Source organism: Belnapia sp. F-4-1 (genome assembly GCF_000802185.1).
In the GTDB taxonomy this organism is placed as follows: Bacteria; Pseudomonadota; Alphaproteobacteria; order Acetobacterales; family Acetobacteraceae; genus Belnapia.
The window spans coordinates 5038113-5051051 of sequence record NZ_KN676113.1; the positions used below are offsets into that span (position 1 = coordinate 5038113).

13 protein-coding genes are annotated in these 12939 nt (G+C 69.6%); 6 read left to right on the top strand and 7 right to left on the bottom strand.

Features of this window, described 5'->3' with window-relative positions:
• The first annotated feature begins 37 nt into the window (after positions 1-37).
• Both fabI and aroC read left to right on the top strand, forming a co-directional pair.
• The gene (fabI, locus tag LH62_RS23750) at positions 38-871 is read left to right on the top strand and encodes an enoyl-ACP reductase FabI (RefSeq protein ID WP_043364597.1); all 834 of its coding nucleotides are present in this window, start codon (positions 38-40) and stop codon (positions 869-871) included.
• Positions 872-883: 12 nt separating this feature from the next.
• On the top strand, positions 884-1987 hold the full coding sequence (gene aroC, locus LH62_RS23755; protein WP_043364598.1) for a chorismate synthase: 1104 nt from the start codon (positions 884-886) through the stop codon (positions 1985-1987).
• A gap of 166 nt (positions 1988-2153) precedes the next feature.
• Here aroC and LH62_RS23760 read toward each other — a convergent pair whose 3' ends face one another.
• Positions 2154-2951 carry a helix-turn-helix domain-containing protein gene (locus LH62_RS23760; protein WP_236552614.1) on the bottom strand — a complete coding sequence of 266 codons (798 nt, stop codon included), beginning with the start codon at positions 2949-2951 and terminating at the stop codon, positions 2154-2156.
• A gap of 143 nt (positions 2952-3094) precedes the next feature.
• On the opposite strand from LH62_RS23760, the gene LH62_RS23765 reads away from it, so the two are divergent.
• Positions 3095-3481, top strand: coding sequence for a hypothetical protein (locus LH62_RS23765; RefSeq protein WP_043364600.1), 387 nt, complete (start codon positions 3095-3097; stop codon positions 3479-3481).
• A gap of 54 nt (positions 3482-3535) precedes the next feature.
• Here the strand turns inward: LH62_RS23765 and LH62_RS23770 are convergent, their stop codons facing one another.
• Complete coding sequence (locus tag LH62_RS23770) at positions 3536-5203, bottom strand: M10 family metallopeptidase (protein ID WP_043364601.1); 1668 nt, start codon at positions 5201-5203, stop codon at positions 3536-3538.
• 143 nt (positions 5204-5346) lie between these two features.
• Between LH62_RS23770 and LH62_RS23775 the strand changes: the two genes are divergently transcribed.
• Both LH62_RS23775 and LH62_RS23780 read left to right on the top strand, forming a co-directional pair.
• Complete coding sequence (locus tag LH62_RS23775) at positions 5347-6600, top strand: hypothetical protein (RefSeq protein ID WP_052214862.1); 1254 nt, start codon at positions 5347-5349, stop codon at positions 6598-6600.
• A 117-nt stretch (positions 6601-6717) separates the two neighbouring features.
• Positions 6718-6858: a hypothetical protein gene (locus LH62_RS23780; protein WP_043337910.1), complete on the top strand. Its 141-nt coding sequence runs from the start codon at positions 6718-6720 to the stop codon at positions 6856-6858.
• A gap of 65 nt (positions 6859-6923) precedes the next feature.
• Here the strand turns inward: LH62_RS23780 and LH62_RS23785 are convergent, their stop codons facing one another.
• Genes LH62_RS23785 through LH62_RS23805 form a run of 5 tightly spaced genes read right to left on the bottom strand, consistent with a single transcriptional unit; the run spans position 6924 to position 11204 of the window.
• Positions 6924-7346 carry a PaaI family thioesterase gene (locus LH62_RS23785; RefSeq protein WP_043364602.1) on the bottom strand — a complete coding sequence of 141 codons (423 nt, stop codon included), beginning with the start codon at positions 7344-7346 and terminating at the stop codon, positions 6924-6926.
• The gene (locus tag LH62_RS23790) at positions 7343-8089 is read right to left on the bottom strand and encodes a TlyA family RNA methyltransferase (protein ID WP_043366498.1); all 747 of its coding nucleotides are present in this window, start codon (positions 8087-8089) and stop codon (positions 7343-7345) included. The genes LH62_RS23785 and LH62_RS23790 overlap by 4 nt, the downstream gene beginning before the upstream one ends.
• 7 nt (positions 8090-8096) lie before the next feature.
• A complete protein-coding gene (dxs, locus tag LH62_RS23795; RefSeq protein WP_043364603.1) occupies positions 8097-10019 on the bottom strand; it encodes a 1-deoxy-D-xylulose-5-phosphate synthase in 1923 nt (640 codons plus the stop codon).
• Complete coding sequence (locus tag LH62_RS23800) at positions 10019-10930, bottom strand: polyprenyl synthetase family protein (protein WP_043364604.1); 912 nt, start codon at positions 10928-10930, stop codon at positions 10019-10021. Before LH62_RS23800 ends, dxs begins: the two co-directional genes overlap by 1 nt.
• A gap of 1 nt (position 10931) precedes the next feature.
• Positions 10932-11204: an exodeoxyribonuclease VII small subunit gene (locus LH62_RS23805; protein ID WP_052214863.1), complete on the bottom strand. Its 273-nt coding sequence runs from the start codon at positions 11202-11204 to the stop codon at positions 10932-10934.
• A 333-nt stretch (positions 11205-11537) separates the two neighbouring features.
• Between LH62_RS23805 and LH62_RS23810 the strand changes: the two genes are divergently transcribed.
• Positions 11538-12935 (top strand): MFS transporter, encoded by a 1398-nt coding sequence (locus LH62_RS23810; RefSeq protein ID WP_043364605.1) that lies wholly within the window; start codon positions 11538-11540, stop codon positions 12933-12935.
• Positions 12936-12939: the final 4 nt, after the last annotated feature.

Genomic DNA, 12939 nt, shown 5'->3' on the forward strand with positions numbered 1-12939 from the left:
GCCACCACAACACTGCCAGAGCCGGTCCCCACGCACCATGTCCGACGCGCCCCTCGCAGAAGCCCCCACCGGCACGCTCATGGCGGGCAAGCGCGGCCTCGTCATGGGGGTCGCCAATGACCGCTCGATCGCCTGGGGCATCGCCCGCGCCATCGCCGCCCAGGGGGCGGAGGTCGCTTTCACCTATCAGGGCGAGGCGCTGGAGCGCCGGGTCCGCCCCCTGGCCGAGAGCATCGGCAGCAGACTGGTCCTGCCCTGCGACGTGACCGACGATGCCAGCGTCGACGCCGCCTTCGCCGCGATCCGGGAGGCCTGGGGCGGGATCGACTTCCTGGTCCATGCCATCGGCTTCGCCAACAAGGACTATCTCCGCGGCCGCTACCTCGATACGCCTCGTGATGCCTTCCTCCAGGCGCTCGACATCTCCACCTATTCCTTCGTCTCGGTCAGCCAGCGCGCGGTGCCGCTGATGAAGCCGGGCGGCTCGCTGCTGACGATGAGCTATCTCGGCGCCGAGCGCGTCACGCCGCACTACAACGTCATGGGCGTCGCCAAGGCGGCGCTCGAGGCGAGCGTCCGCTACCTCGCGGCCGATCTCGGCGGCATCGGCATCCGGGTGAACGCCATCTCCGCCGGCCCGATCAAGACGCTGGCCGCCAGCGGAATCGGCGACTTCCGCTACATCCTGAAGTGGAACCAGTACAACTCGCCGCTGAAGCGCAACGTCACCATCGAGGAGGTCGGCGGCGCCGGCCTTTATCTGCTGAGCGACCTCTCCGCCGGCGTCACCGGCGAGGTGCATCATGTGGACAGCGGCTTCCACATCGTGGGCATGAAGGCGGTGGACGCGCCGGACATCAGCACGGTCTGACCGCTCCGCCCGATGTCCCACAACAGCTTCGGCCACCTCTTCCGCGTCACCACCTGGGGCGAGTCCCATGGCCCAGCCATCGGCTGCGTCGTCGATGGCTGCCCGCCCCGGCTGGCGCTGACCGAAGCGGACATCCAACCCTTCCTCGACCGCCGGCGCCCCGGCGCCTCCCGCTTCGTCACCCAGCGGCAGGAGCCGGACCAGGTCCGCATCCTCTCCGGCACCTTCGAGGGGATGACAACCGGCACGCCCATCTCCCTGCTGATCGAGAACCAGGACCAGCGCAGCAAGGACTACGGCGAGATAAAGGACCGCTTCCGCCCCGGCCATGCCGACATCGCCTATGAGCTGAAATACGGAATCCGCGACTATCGTGGCGGTGGCCGCTCCAGCGCACGCGAGACGGCGATGCGCGTGGCCGCCGGCGCCGTGGCCCGCCGCGTGCTCGAAGGCGTGACTATCCGCGGCGCCCTCGTCCAGATAGGCGAGGACCGCATCGACCGCGCCGCCTGGGACTGGGCCGCCGTCGAGGAAAACGAGTTCTGGTGCCCCGACCGCGCCGCCGCCCTCCGCTGGGAGCAGCGGCTGCTGGAGGCGCGCAAGTCCGGCTCTTCCCTCGGCGCCGTCGTCGAGGTGGTGGCGGAAGGCGTGCCCCCCGGCCTCGGCGCACCCATCTACGGCAAGCTCGATGCCGACATCGCCGCGGCGCTGATGGGCATCAATGCGGTGAAGGGCGTCGAGATCGGCGAAGGCTTCGCCGCCGCCGCGCTCACCGGCGAGGCCAATGCCGATGAGATGCGCATGGGCCCCGACGGCCGCGTGCTTTTCGGCGACAACCATGCCGGCGGTGTGCTTGGAGGCATCTCCACCGGCCAGCCGATCGTCGCCCGCTTCGCGGTGAAGCCGACCTCGTCCATCCTCACCCCCCGCCGCTCCGTGGACCGCTTCGGCCAGGAGGTGGAGGTGACGACCCGGGGTCGCCACGATCCCTGCGTCGGCATCCGCGCCGTGCCGGTCGGCGAGGCGATGCTGGCCCTGGTGCTGGCCGACCATCTCCTCCGCCACCGCGCCCAGAACCCGGACGCCCCGGCCGAGGCCCGCCTGCCGCGCAACTAGGCGGTCTCCGTTCCCAGCGGCTCGCGGACCTCTCTACCTTTAGCTTGTTGTTTCAGCGGACGGGCCACTCCGACTGATTTCGCTCTCAGCCTGCCCGTCATCATTTTCGGTGGCCTGCTTGTCCATGAAGCCCGTGAGTAAACCCACGAGCTTCGCGGGCAGGACACTAGGCGCTGCCCGCCCGCGCCCTCATCGCGGCGGCCGTTGCCTCATCTGCGGGGAAGAAGGCCTCGATGGTGACTTCGGCCAGCGTCACGTCCACCGCCGTGCCGAACACCGTCGTCGTGCTGAGGAAGCTGAGCGGCCCACCCGCCCCGGCGAGTTGCAGCGGCACCGCGATGCCCCTGTGATCCGGCGCCGCCGCGGAGGTGCCCCGGGCGCGCGGGGGTACAGGAAGCGCGCGCAGCTCCGCCAGGAGATCCACCAGCACGGCATCCGCGCTTGCCTCCGCGTCATGCGCCAGCCGCGCCAGGAGATGTGCGCGCCATTCGGGAAAGTTCAGGATGCGCGGCGCCAGCCCGTCGGGGTGCAGGCTGAGGCGGAGCACGTTCACCGGTGGCTGCATCAGCGGGCCCGACAGGCCGTCCAGCAGCGCGAAGACGGCATCGTTGGCGAGGATCAGGGTCCAATGCCGGTCCACGGCCAGGGCGGGGTGCGGGTCGTGCCCGTGCAGGATGCGCTCCATGGCTTGCCGCGCGGCCGACATCTCCGGCGCCCGCAAAGGGCGTTCGGAGAAAGAGGCGCTGAACCCGGCGGCGGCGAGGATGGCGTTGCGCTCGCGCAGGGGCACGCGGAGTTGCTCGGCAAGGCGCAGCACCATGGCCCGGCTCGGCATGGCGCGGCCGGCCTCGATGCAGCTCAGGTGGCGCTGCGACACCTCGGCCTCCAGGGACAGGGCCATCTGGCTCAGCCGCCGCTGCTGCCGCCAGCGGCGCAGCAGGGCGCCGGCGGTGGGTTGCTCCATCGTCATCATGCGCTGAGCCTAGGCAGCGCTTTCGCCGCCGGGCAATGACCTCCGAGGTCATCGACGCCCCCATCCCGCTTGGCTCAGCCTGCTGTCACCGGCCCCGCCTTCCGCGTTGCCGGAGACTGCGAAAGAGGCCCATCGTGAAACACCTCACCTCCCTGCGGACCCTGCTTCTCGTCGATGCGCTGAGCTGTGCCGCCCTGGGCGCCCTGCTGCTCGCGGCGCCCTCGGCGCTCGGCGCCTGGATGGCCTTGCCGCCTGCGCTGCTGACCCGTGCGGGGCTGGCGCTACTGCCGATCGCCGCCTTCATGGCGGTGCTGGCACGCGGACCGGCCGTGCCGCATTGGGCCGTGACGGTGGTCGTCACCGGCAACGTCCTCTGGGCGGCCGTCAGCCTGTTGCTGCCGGTCATCGGGATGGTCTCGCCCAATGTGCTCGGCTGGGTCTTCCTGCTGGGCCAGGCGGGCTTTGTGGCGCTGTTGGCCAGGCTGGAGGCGGGCGCCGCCTCGCCCGCCGTCCCGGCGTGAAACCGCGCTGCGCGGCCACTCCGGTCAGGTGAATCCACCTGGCCGGCGCCCGTGTCAGGCGAAGACGAAGTCGCCCGCGGAAAGCGCAGATTTGGCGATCCCGGCCAGGACAATGCTGTCGTCGTCATCGAGGGCGACCACCGCGCCGCCGGCATGGTCGGCGATCCGGCCGAGAATGTTGCCGGCATTCAGCCCGGCGAACCCCACCAGCCGGACATGGTCGGCGTCGGGCGCGAAGTCGCCGATGCGGTCGGCGCCCGTGCCATTGGCGAAGACGAAGCTATCCGCCCCCGTCCCGCCGGCCAGCACGTCATTGCCGCGCCCGCCATCGAGCGTATCCGCCCCTGCCCCACCCATCAGCCAGTTCGCCCCGGCATTGCCGGTGACGAGGTTGTCGCGCGCATTGCCCTGGCCGGTGCGGGTCGAGCCCTCGAGAACCAGGGTCTCGACCTGGGTCGGCAGTGCATAGGCCCCGCCCGCGATGCGGGCCCGCACCGTGTCGATCCCCTGCCCCGCCGCCTCGAGCACCACATCCTGCGCGCTGTCGACCACATAGGCGTCGTTGCCGGCGCCGCCCGCCAGCCAATCGGCCTCGCCGCGGCCGGAGGCCCCGTCCAGCATATCGTTGCCGTCGCCGCCCAGCAGCCGATCCAGCGCGCCACCGCCGCCCGTCAGCGAATCATTCCCCGCCCTGCCATCGAGCGTGTTCGCCGCCGCATTGCCGGTGATGCGGTCATTGCCCGCCCCGCCCCTGGCATTCTCGATGACCGCGCCATGGGCGATCGCCAGGTTGTCATGCCCGTCATAGGTCGGGGTCGGCGCCTCGGTGGCGAAGGCTGGAATCTCCAGCCGCCTCTCCGCGACGGTGTCGCGCATGGCGATGCTGGAGAAATGCCCCGCCCGCAGGTCGATGACCGAGTCCAGCGCCTGGTTGGAGGCGTCGATGGTATCGGTCCCGCCGGCATCCCAGATGGTCTGGAAGAAGCGTGCGTTCGTCGCCCATGCATAACTGTCGTTGCCCGCCGCATGCGCCATGTTGGCCCCGTAGAGCGCCTGCACGGCTGCGATGTCGTCGAGCATCGGCCCGCTTGGATAGAGCGGCGTCGATACATAGCTGTAGTCATCCGCGGTGCCCGTGACGCTGACCACGGTGGCATTCCCGGGCGGCTCGTAATTCATGATCGAGTGGCGGAGGTTCTGCTCTGCGGCCGGCACCGTCAGGCCTCTGTCGAAGGGGTGCTTCAGCCCGATGGCATGGCCGATCTCATGCGCCAGGGTCTCGAGCCCGTACTGCCCCGGCGCGGTCTGCCCATTCTCGGCATAGCGGCCGAGATAGACGTCGCCGGCGAGATCGACCGGCTTCCCGCCGGCAAAGGTCGGGTAATAGGAATAGCCGCCTGCCCCGTGCAGCGGCGCATCCGCGGCAAGCTGCCTGGTGTCGAAGCTGCCGATGCGGATCGCCCCGCCCTGGCCGGCATCCGAGACCTCCCTGAAGGTCAGGTTGGCCACCGACGCCCAGGCCCCGAGCGCTGCCCGCGCCGCCGCTTGCATCGATCCATCGAGCGGGGCGAAGCCGGGGTGCTCCGCCTGCGCATCATAGGCCGGGACACCCCGCATGAAGCTGTAGGTTACCGTGGCGGGCGTGCCGATCGCGTCCGGGTAGTTCCACCGCGCCGTGGGTAGATCGTCTAAATAAGAGAGAAGTGGATCGAAATCGGCCATGAAATCCCTGCGGTAAACGGAAACGCGAGCAGAGCGGGAAGCGCGGCAGACCCGGACGGGGTTTCAGCCCCTGACGCAGACCCCTTGACGATTTCCGTGTTGAGGCGCTTACCACAGACAACGAGATAGGGTGAGACGAAGCCATGACCTTCGCCGATCCGCAGCCGGCGCAGCTGACGAGGGGAATGAGCTTTCCCGTCTCGCCCAGCCTCACCGCCGCCAATCCCGGCCTCGACGCCTTCGTCGCGCTGTGTGGCGAAGCCACCTGGGCCGCACGCCTCGCCGATATCGGCAACCGAGCCCAGGTGAACTCCCTCACCGGCCGGGCCGCCCAGCAGCGCCATGCGCTGGAGTTGGCCCTTGCCCGCCTTTCCGGCGGCCGCGCCCTGACCCGCGCCAGCAGCGCCGAACGCCTGGTTTCCACCTTCGCCGAGGAAGCCGTCCGCCTCGCCGATAGCCTGCCGGATGGGCCTCGCGCCCGGATGCGCGACCAGATCATCGCCGGCCTCACCGGCGAGGCGACGCTCATCCCCATCTTCCACCTGTTACGGACCGCAACCCTGCTGCGCGAGAGCGGCTTCTCCGTCCGCTTCACCGGCCTGGCGGAGGGCACGCCGCATGACCTGGTGGTGGAGCGGGACGGCGCCAGCGCAGAAGTGATCTGCGAGACAGTCTCCGCCGAGGAAGGCCGTTCGGTCCATCGCGGCGACTGGTATGCGCTGGTCGACCGTCTCAATCCTGAGCTTCAATCCTGGCTTGCCGACCATCCCGGTCGCTACCTGCTGAAGATGACCCTGCCGAAGGGCATCTCCGGCTCCGAGCAGTTGGACGAACTACGCGCTCGCATCTCCTCCATGCTGTCTGCCGGCAAGCGGCAGGATGCCAGCAGCGAGGCGGTGCTGAAGCTCGACCCATTGGTGCTCACGGGCCCGCAACAGGGCCTCGCGGGCCTTTCCACCCGGCTTCGCGCCCAGTTCGGGCCGGAAGCCCATCTCGCCATCACGTCCGACGCCCCGAGCGGCAGCGTCTTCGTCCTCGCCGCCCGCGCCGGGCGGGAGAACGAGATCGCCGGCGCGGTCGCCCGCCGTCTCGGGCTGGTGTCGGAGGAGCGCCTGTCTGGCCGCAAGCCCGGTATCGCGGCCGTTTTCCTCGAGGATGTGGACCGTACGGAATGGCGCGGCCTGCGTGAACAGCTGGAGCTGGAGGGCGCCGTCCGCCGCTTCCTGACGACACCGCCGGCGCGGCGCGTCGTGGCCGTCACCTGCGCCTCGCGCTTCGAGATGTTCGGCGCCGCCCCGCCCGATGCGGCGGCCGAGCCGGTGCTCCGCTTCCGCAACCCCTCCCATCCCGCAGCGAGGATCCAGGCGCTGGCGCCGGCCATACTTTCCTCGGTATAGCGGCTTCTTGATCGGGGACCGCAAGGAAACCGTCTTCATTCTGCCACGTTTCCCTGCGGCACTGACCGACGCTGCCTCTGCCGGCAAGGCTGGCAGGGTAGAAGGGGATCGAGCCGCATGACCGACCGCGAGTTCCAGGCCAAGCTCGACGAGCTGGACCAGCTGTTGAACGACCCCGATGTGCGGATGGACCCGCACCGGGTCTGGACCCTCCTGGCCGAGATCAGCGCCGCCGAGGCGCAGATCGCGGCCGAGTAAGGCCGCTTGGGGCGTCCCTGCCCGTCGCCGATTGGCGCACGGGCCACGACGCAAGCTGAGTGGTATCAGGCGCCGAGGATCTTCCAGATCCCATCCGCATGAACCACGGTGCGGTCGCCGACCGTCACCAGCCCCCGCACAAACACCACGGAGCGCGTGGCGCGCAGGATTTCAGCGCGTCCCTCGACGAAATCCCCGACCCGCGCGGGCGAGATGAACTGGGTGCTGAGCTGCACTGTGGTGCAGGGCTTACGACCCGCCGCTTCCCAGACAGTCATGCCCAGCACGTCGTCGGCGAAGCTCATCAGCATGCCGCCATGGACGACGCCGCCATTGTTGAGATGGCGCGGCTCCGCCGGAAAGCCGTAGCGGAAGCCGCCTTCCTCCCGCTTGAACCAGAACGGCCCGATCAGGGCAGGGTAGCCTTCCGGCCGCAGGGGCTTCCAGCCAGCCGCAGCAGGGTCGAAACGGGTTGGTGCATCGTTCATGCCGGGAGCTTATCCCGCACCGCAGCAATCAGGAACTCCCGGTTGCCCTCGGGGCCAAGCAGCGGACTCGGTTCCACGCCGAGAACGCGCCAGCCAGGCAGTGTGCTCCACCAGTCCTCGATCTTGCGGCAAACGCCGCGATGCACGGCGGCATCCCGCACCACGCCGCCCTTGGCAACGGCCGGCCCGACCTCGAACTGCGGCTTGATCAGCGCGACCGCCCAGGCCCCCTCTGCGCAAAGCGAGAGTGGCTGCGGCAGCACCACCTGCAATCCGATGAAGCTCGCATCGCAGACCAATACCTCCGGCGCCGCATCGAGCTGCGCGGACTCGAGGTAGCGCGCATTCACCCGCTCCATCACCGTGACGCGCGGGTCGTTCCTGAGGCTCCAGGCGAGTTGCCCATGCCCCACATCGACCGCGAAGACCCGCGCCGCCCCGTGATGCAGAAGCACATGGGTGAAGCCCCCCGTTGAGGCGCCGACATCGATGGCGACCTTGCCCTTCGGCGAGAGCCCGAAGTGCCGGATGGCGTGGTCCAGCTTGACGCCGCCGCGCGAGACCCACGGGTGGTCCTGCCCCCGCACCTCCAGCGGCGCGCCTGGCGGGAGCATCTGCCCCGCCTTCTCGATCCGCTGGGTGTCGGAATAAACCTTGCCGGCGAGGATCAAGGCCTGCGCCCGGGTTCGGCTTTCTGCCAGCCCCCGGTCCACCAGCGCCTGGTCGGCGCGTTCCTTGGCGATGGTCGCCTCAGGCCCGCGCCGGCCGCGCCGCGGCGCCGGCGCCGAGCGCCGCGACCGCCATGGCGACAATCTGCGCTGCGTTGAGCCCCGCCTCGTCGTATTGCTTCTTGGGGCTTTCATGGTCGATGAAGCGGTCCGGCAGGCACATCGGCCGCACCTTCAACCCATGATCCAGCATCCCCCGCATCGCCAGGTGCTGGAGCACGAAGCTGCCGAAACCGCCCACCGAGCCCTCCTCGATGGTGATCAGCACCTCATGCTCGCGCGCCAGCCGCTCAACGAGGTCGGTATCCAGCGGCTTGGCGAAGCGCGCATCGGCAACGGTGGTGGAGAGACCGCGCGCGCCCAGCTCCTCCGCCGCCTTCAGGCATTCCTGCAGCCGCGCGCCGTAGGAGAGGATGGCGACGCTCGTACCCTCGCGGAGGACGCGCCCCTTGCCGATCTCGAGCGGCGTGCCCCGCTTCGGCAGTTCGAGCCCGAAGCCCTCGCCGCGCGGGTAGCGGAAGGCGCTCGGCCGGTCGTCGATGGCGGCCGCCGTTGCGACCATGTGCATCAGCTCCAGCTCGTCCGCCGCCGCCATCAGCACGATGCCCGGCAGGCAGCCGAGATAGGCGATGTCGAAGCTGCCCGCATGGGTGGCGCCATCGGCGCCGACCAGCCCCGCCCGGTCCATGGCGAAGCGGACGGGCAGCGATTGCAGCACCACGTCATGCACGACCTGGTCGTAGCCGCGCTGCAGGAAGGTGGAATAAATGGCGCAGAAGGGCTTCATCCCCTCCGTCGCCATGCCGGCGGCGAAGGTGACGGCGTGCTGCTCCGCAATGCCGACATCGAAGCTGCGCTTGGGGAATTTCTTCGCGAAGGCGTCGAGCCCCGTGCCCGCCGGCATCGCCGCGTTGACGGCGACGATCCGCTCATCCGCATCCGCCTCGGCGATCAGCGCGTTGGAGAAGACCTTGGTATAGCTCGGCGGCCCCGGCGGCGGCTTCTGCTGCTCGCCGGTGACGACGTTGAACTTGACGACGCCATGGTACTTGTCGGCGCTCGCCTCGGCCGGCGCGTAGCCCTTGCCCTTTTGCGTCACCACATGCAGCAGCACCGGCTCGCCGAGCTCGCTGTCCCGCAGGTTGCGGAGGATCGGCAGCAGGTGGTCGAGGTCGTGCCCGTCGATCGGCCCGACATAGTAGAAGCCGAGCTCCTCGAAGAGCGTGCCGCCGGTGAGCAGCCCACGCGCATACTCGTCCGCCCGCTTGGCAGCGCGCTCGATCGGCGCCGGGAAGCGCCGCGCCAGCTTCGCCATCATGTCTCGGATGGACAGGAAGGGCCGCGAGGAGACGACCTTCGACAGATAGGCGCTCATCGCGCCCACGGGCGGCGCGATCGACATGTCGTTGTCGTTGAGGATGACGATGAGGCGCGAGCGCTCCGCGCCCGCGTTGTTCATCGCCTCATAGGCCATGCCGGCGCTCATCGCGCCGTCGCCGATCACGGCGACGACATTGCGCGGGTCGCCCTTCAGCTCGCTCGCCACCGCCATGCCGAGGCCGGCGGAAATGGATGTCGAGGAATGCGCCGCGCCGAAAGGGTCGTACTCGCTCTCGCTGCGGCGGGTGAAGCCGGAGAGGCCGCCGCCCTGGCGCAGCGTGCGGATGCGGTCGCGCCGCCCGGTCAGGATCTTGTGGGGATAGGCCTGGTGGCCGACATCCCAGATCAGCCGGTCCCGCGGCGTCTCGAAGACGGCGTGGATGGCGACCGTCAGCTCGACGACGCCGAGCGAGGCACCGAGATGCCCACCGGTCTGGCTGACCGCATGGATCGTCTCGGCCCGGAGCTCGGACGCCAGCTGCTTCAGCTGCTCCGCGGAGAGGTTGCGCATGTCGGCCGGGATCTTGACGCGGTCGAGGAGCGGGGTGGCGGAGGGGACGGACATCAGCTCCTCCGCTCGATCACGAAATCTGCGAGCATACGCAAGAGGTCTGCCCTCTCTCCGAAGACGTCAAGATGGGATTTGGCCTGGGCCACCAGCCGATCGGCCTGCAGCCGGGCCCGCTCGAGGCCGAGCAGGGAGACGAGCGTCGCCTTGCCGGCCTCGGCATCCTTGCCGGTGCGCTTCCCCGCCTCCTCGGCGGTGACGGTGGCGTCCAGCAGGTCATCGGCGATCTGGAAGGCGGCGCCGAGGTCGCGGCCGTAGCCGAGCAGCGCATGCCGCTGCGAGGCCGCGGCCTTGCCGAGCACCGCCCCCGCCTCGGCGGAGAATTCGATCAGCTTGCCGGTCTTCAGCGTCTGCAACCGGCCGATGGCGGCCTCGTCGAGCTGGGCGCCACTCTCCTCGGCCAGCATGTCGAGCATCTGCCCGCCGCACATGCCGCGCGCGCCGGCGGCCTGGGCGAGGCAGCGCACCAGCTCCACCCGGACGGACGGATCGGGATGGGTGTCCTCATGCGCCAGTGCGGCGAAGGCCTGGGTCTGCAGGGCATCGCCGGCGAGGATGGCGGTCGCCTCGTCGAAGGCCTTGTGAACGGTCGGCTTGCCGCGGCGCAGGTCGTCGTCGTCCATCGCCGGCAGGTCGTCATGGACGAGGCTGTAGGCGTGCAGCATTTCGATCGCGCCCGCGACCCTGAGCGCCGCATGGCGGGAGACGCCGAATTGCCGTGCCCCTTCCAGCACCAGGAAGCCGCGCAGCCGCTTGCCGCCGCCGACAGCCGCATAGCGCATGGCCGCATAGAGCCGGGCTTCGGGCCCTTCCTCCGGCGGCAGGAGGATGTCGAGGGCCTGATCGATCTCCTCCGCCGCCATCGCCATGGCGCGGCGGAGGTCCAAGGTCTCGGTGGTCATGCTCATCTCATTCCACGTCGCGGAGGGTGGGGCCGCCGGGTGCATCGACGATCGCCTGCACCTTTGCCTCGGCCTCCGCCAGCTTCTGCTCGCAATGCCGGCGAAGCGCGGCGCCGCGCTCGTAATCGGCAATGGCCTGGGCCAGCGTGCTCCGGCCGCCTTCCAGCGACTTCACGATGTCTTCCAACTCCGCCAGCGCGTCCTCGAAGGACAGCGCCGCGAGGTCCTCCGGCGGGGATGGCCGCCGCGCAGGGGCCGTCTGGCCTTGCGCCTCTCCCATTCGGTGCTCCTGGTTCGATCCCCCAGCATACAGCCCTTACCCGTTTCGTAACACCAGCTGCTTCGCATCGGAGGCGGGGCGTTTCCTTTTGGGCACGCTGGCGTTCGCCGCAAGGCCGGCGCAAGCATTATCAGAGGTTTATCGGCGCCCGACCGTGTCTCGCGATCACGTCAACGCCGCATCCAGCCTCGTCTACCCCGAAGCGTTGCGGCCGGCGGCAGACGGCGCCCACCATGACCGGGCGCGACACACAATCGCGAACCACCATGGTTACCCCGACACCGCCAGGTGCGGGAAAGGCGCGGGCAACGCGCGAGGCCAGGAGGAAACGGCATGAGCACAACGACAATCGGACCCGGAACCCCACCGCTGCCCCTGGCCGGGCAGGCCGGGGGGCCGCTCGAGGAGCAGCACATGCGCTCCGCCGCCTACCGCAACGTGGCACAGGAGGGGCGGCTCACCGGCACGCATTGGCACATCGCCTGGGCCAACGGCCTGGGCTGGGGCTTCGACGGCATGGACGGGGCGATCTTCGCCCTGGTCGCGCCACAGGTGATGCAGGAATTCGCCGTCACCCTGCCGGAGTACCGTACCGGCCTGCAGCTCTCCATGCTGCTCGGCATCGTCGGCCTCTATCTCTGGCCCTGGCTCGCCGACCGCTATGGGCGGCGGAACCTGCTCGCCATCAACATCGCCATGTTCTCGCTGATGATGCCGCTGGTGGCCCTCGCCCCGACCTGGGGCTTCTTCGTCGCCGCCTATGCGCTCTGCCGCTTCGCGCTCAACGGCGAATGGGCGATCGGCTCCATGCTGGTGGCCGAGACCTGGCCGGCCCGGCTCCGCGGCCGCGTCGTCTGCGCCGACCGGGCCGCCTGGGGCGTCGGTGCGGCGCTGGCCGGGACGATCACCGCGGTCGTGGTCGGCACCTGGGGCTGGCGCGCCGCCTTCGTGCTGCCGGCCGTGGTAGCGCTGCTGGCGATCTATGTCCGGCTGCTCTGCCCTGAATCGCCCTACTGGGTCCGCACCATGGACCGGAAGCGCCGCATCCGCGCCCAGCTCGCCGGCGGCGGCAGGCTGAGCGCGGAGGACAGCGCCTGGATCGACAAGGCCGAAAAGGTCGGCGTCCGCCAGCTCTTCCTGCCCGACATGCGGCGCAACACCGCGCTCGCCACCTTCGTCGCCACGGCCAACCTCATCGCCTTCTCGACCGTAGGGCTATGGATGCCGCTCTTCCTCAAGGAGGCGCATGGCTGGAGCGCGGCGGAATACGGCAGCTTCTACATCGCCTGGGGTCTGATCGGCGTGGTCGGCATCGCCGGCGCGGGCTGGATCATCGACCGCTTCGGCAGGCGCCTCGGCTTCCTGCTGATGCTGCTCGAGGGTGCGCTCTTCCTCGCCCTCTGGGTCTATGCCGACAGCAAGCCCATGCTCTGGACCTACGGCCTGCTCTGGAGCATCGGCTTCCTCGGCGTCTGGGGCCCGGCCACGACCTACACGACGGAGATGTACCCAACGCGCATCCGCGGCGTGGGCAACGGCTTCTCCTGGGCCGTCGCCTTCTTCGTCGGCTACGTGCTCTGGCCCTTCGTCGCCGTCTGGCTGCGCGAGGGCACCGGCAGCTTCGCCGCCGCCTTCCTGATGATCCCGGTCTTCATGCTGCTGCAGGGCGCCGTCGTCTGGTTCTGCAGCCCGGAGAATGCCGGAAAGGAGCTCGACGGCATCCATACCTGAAGGG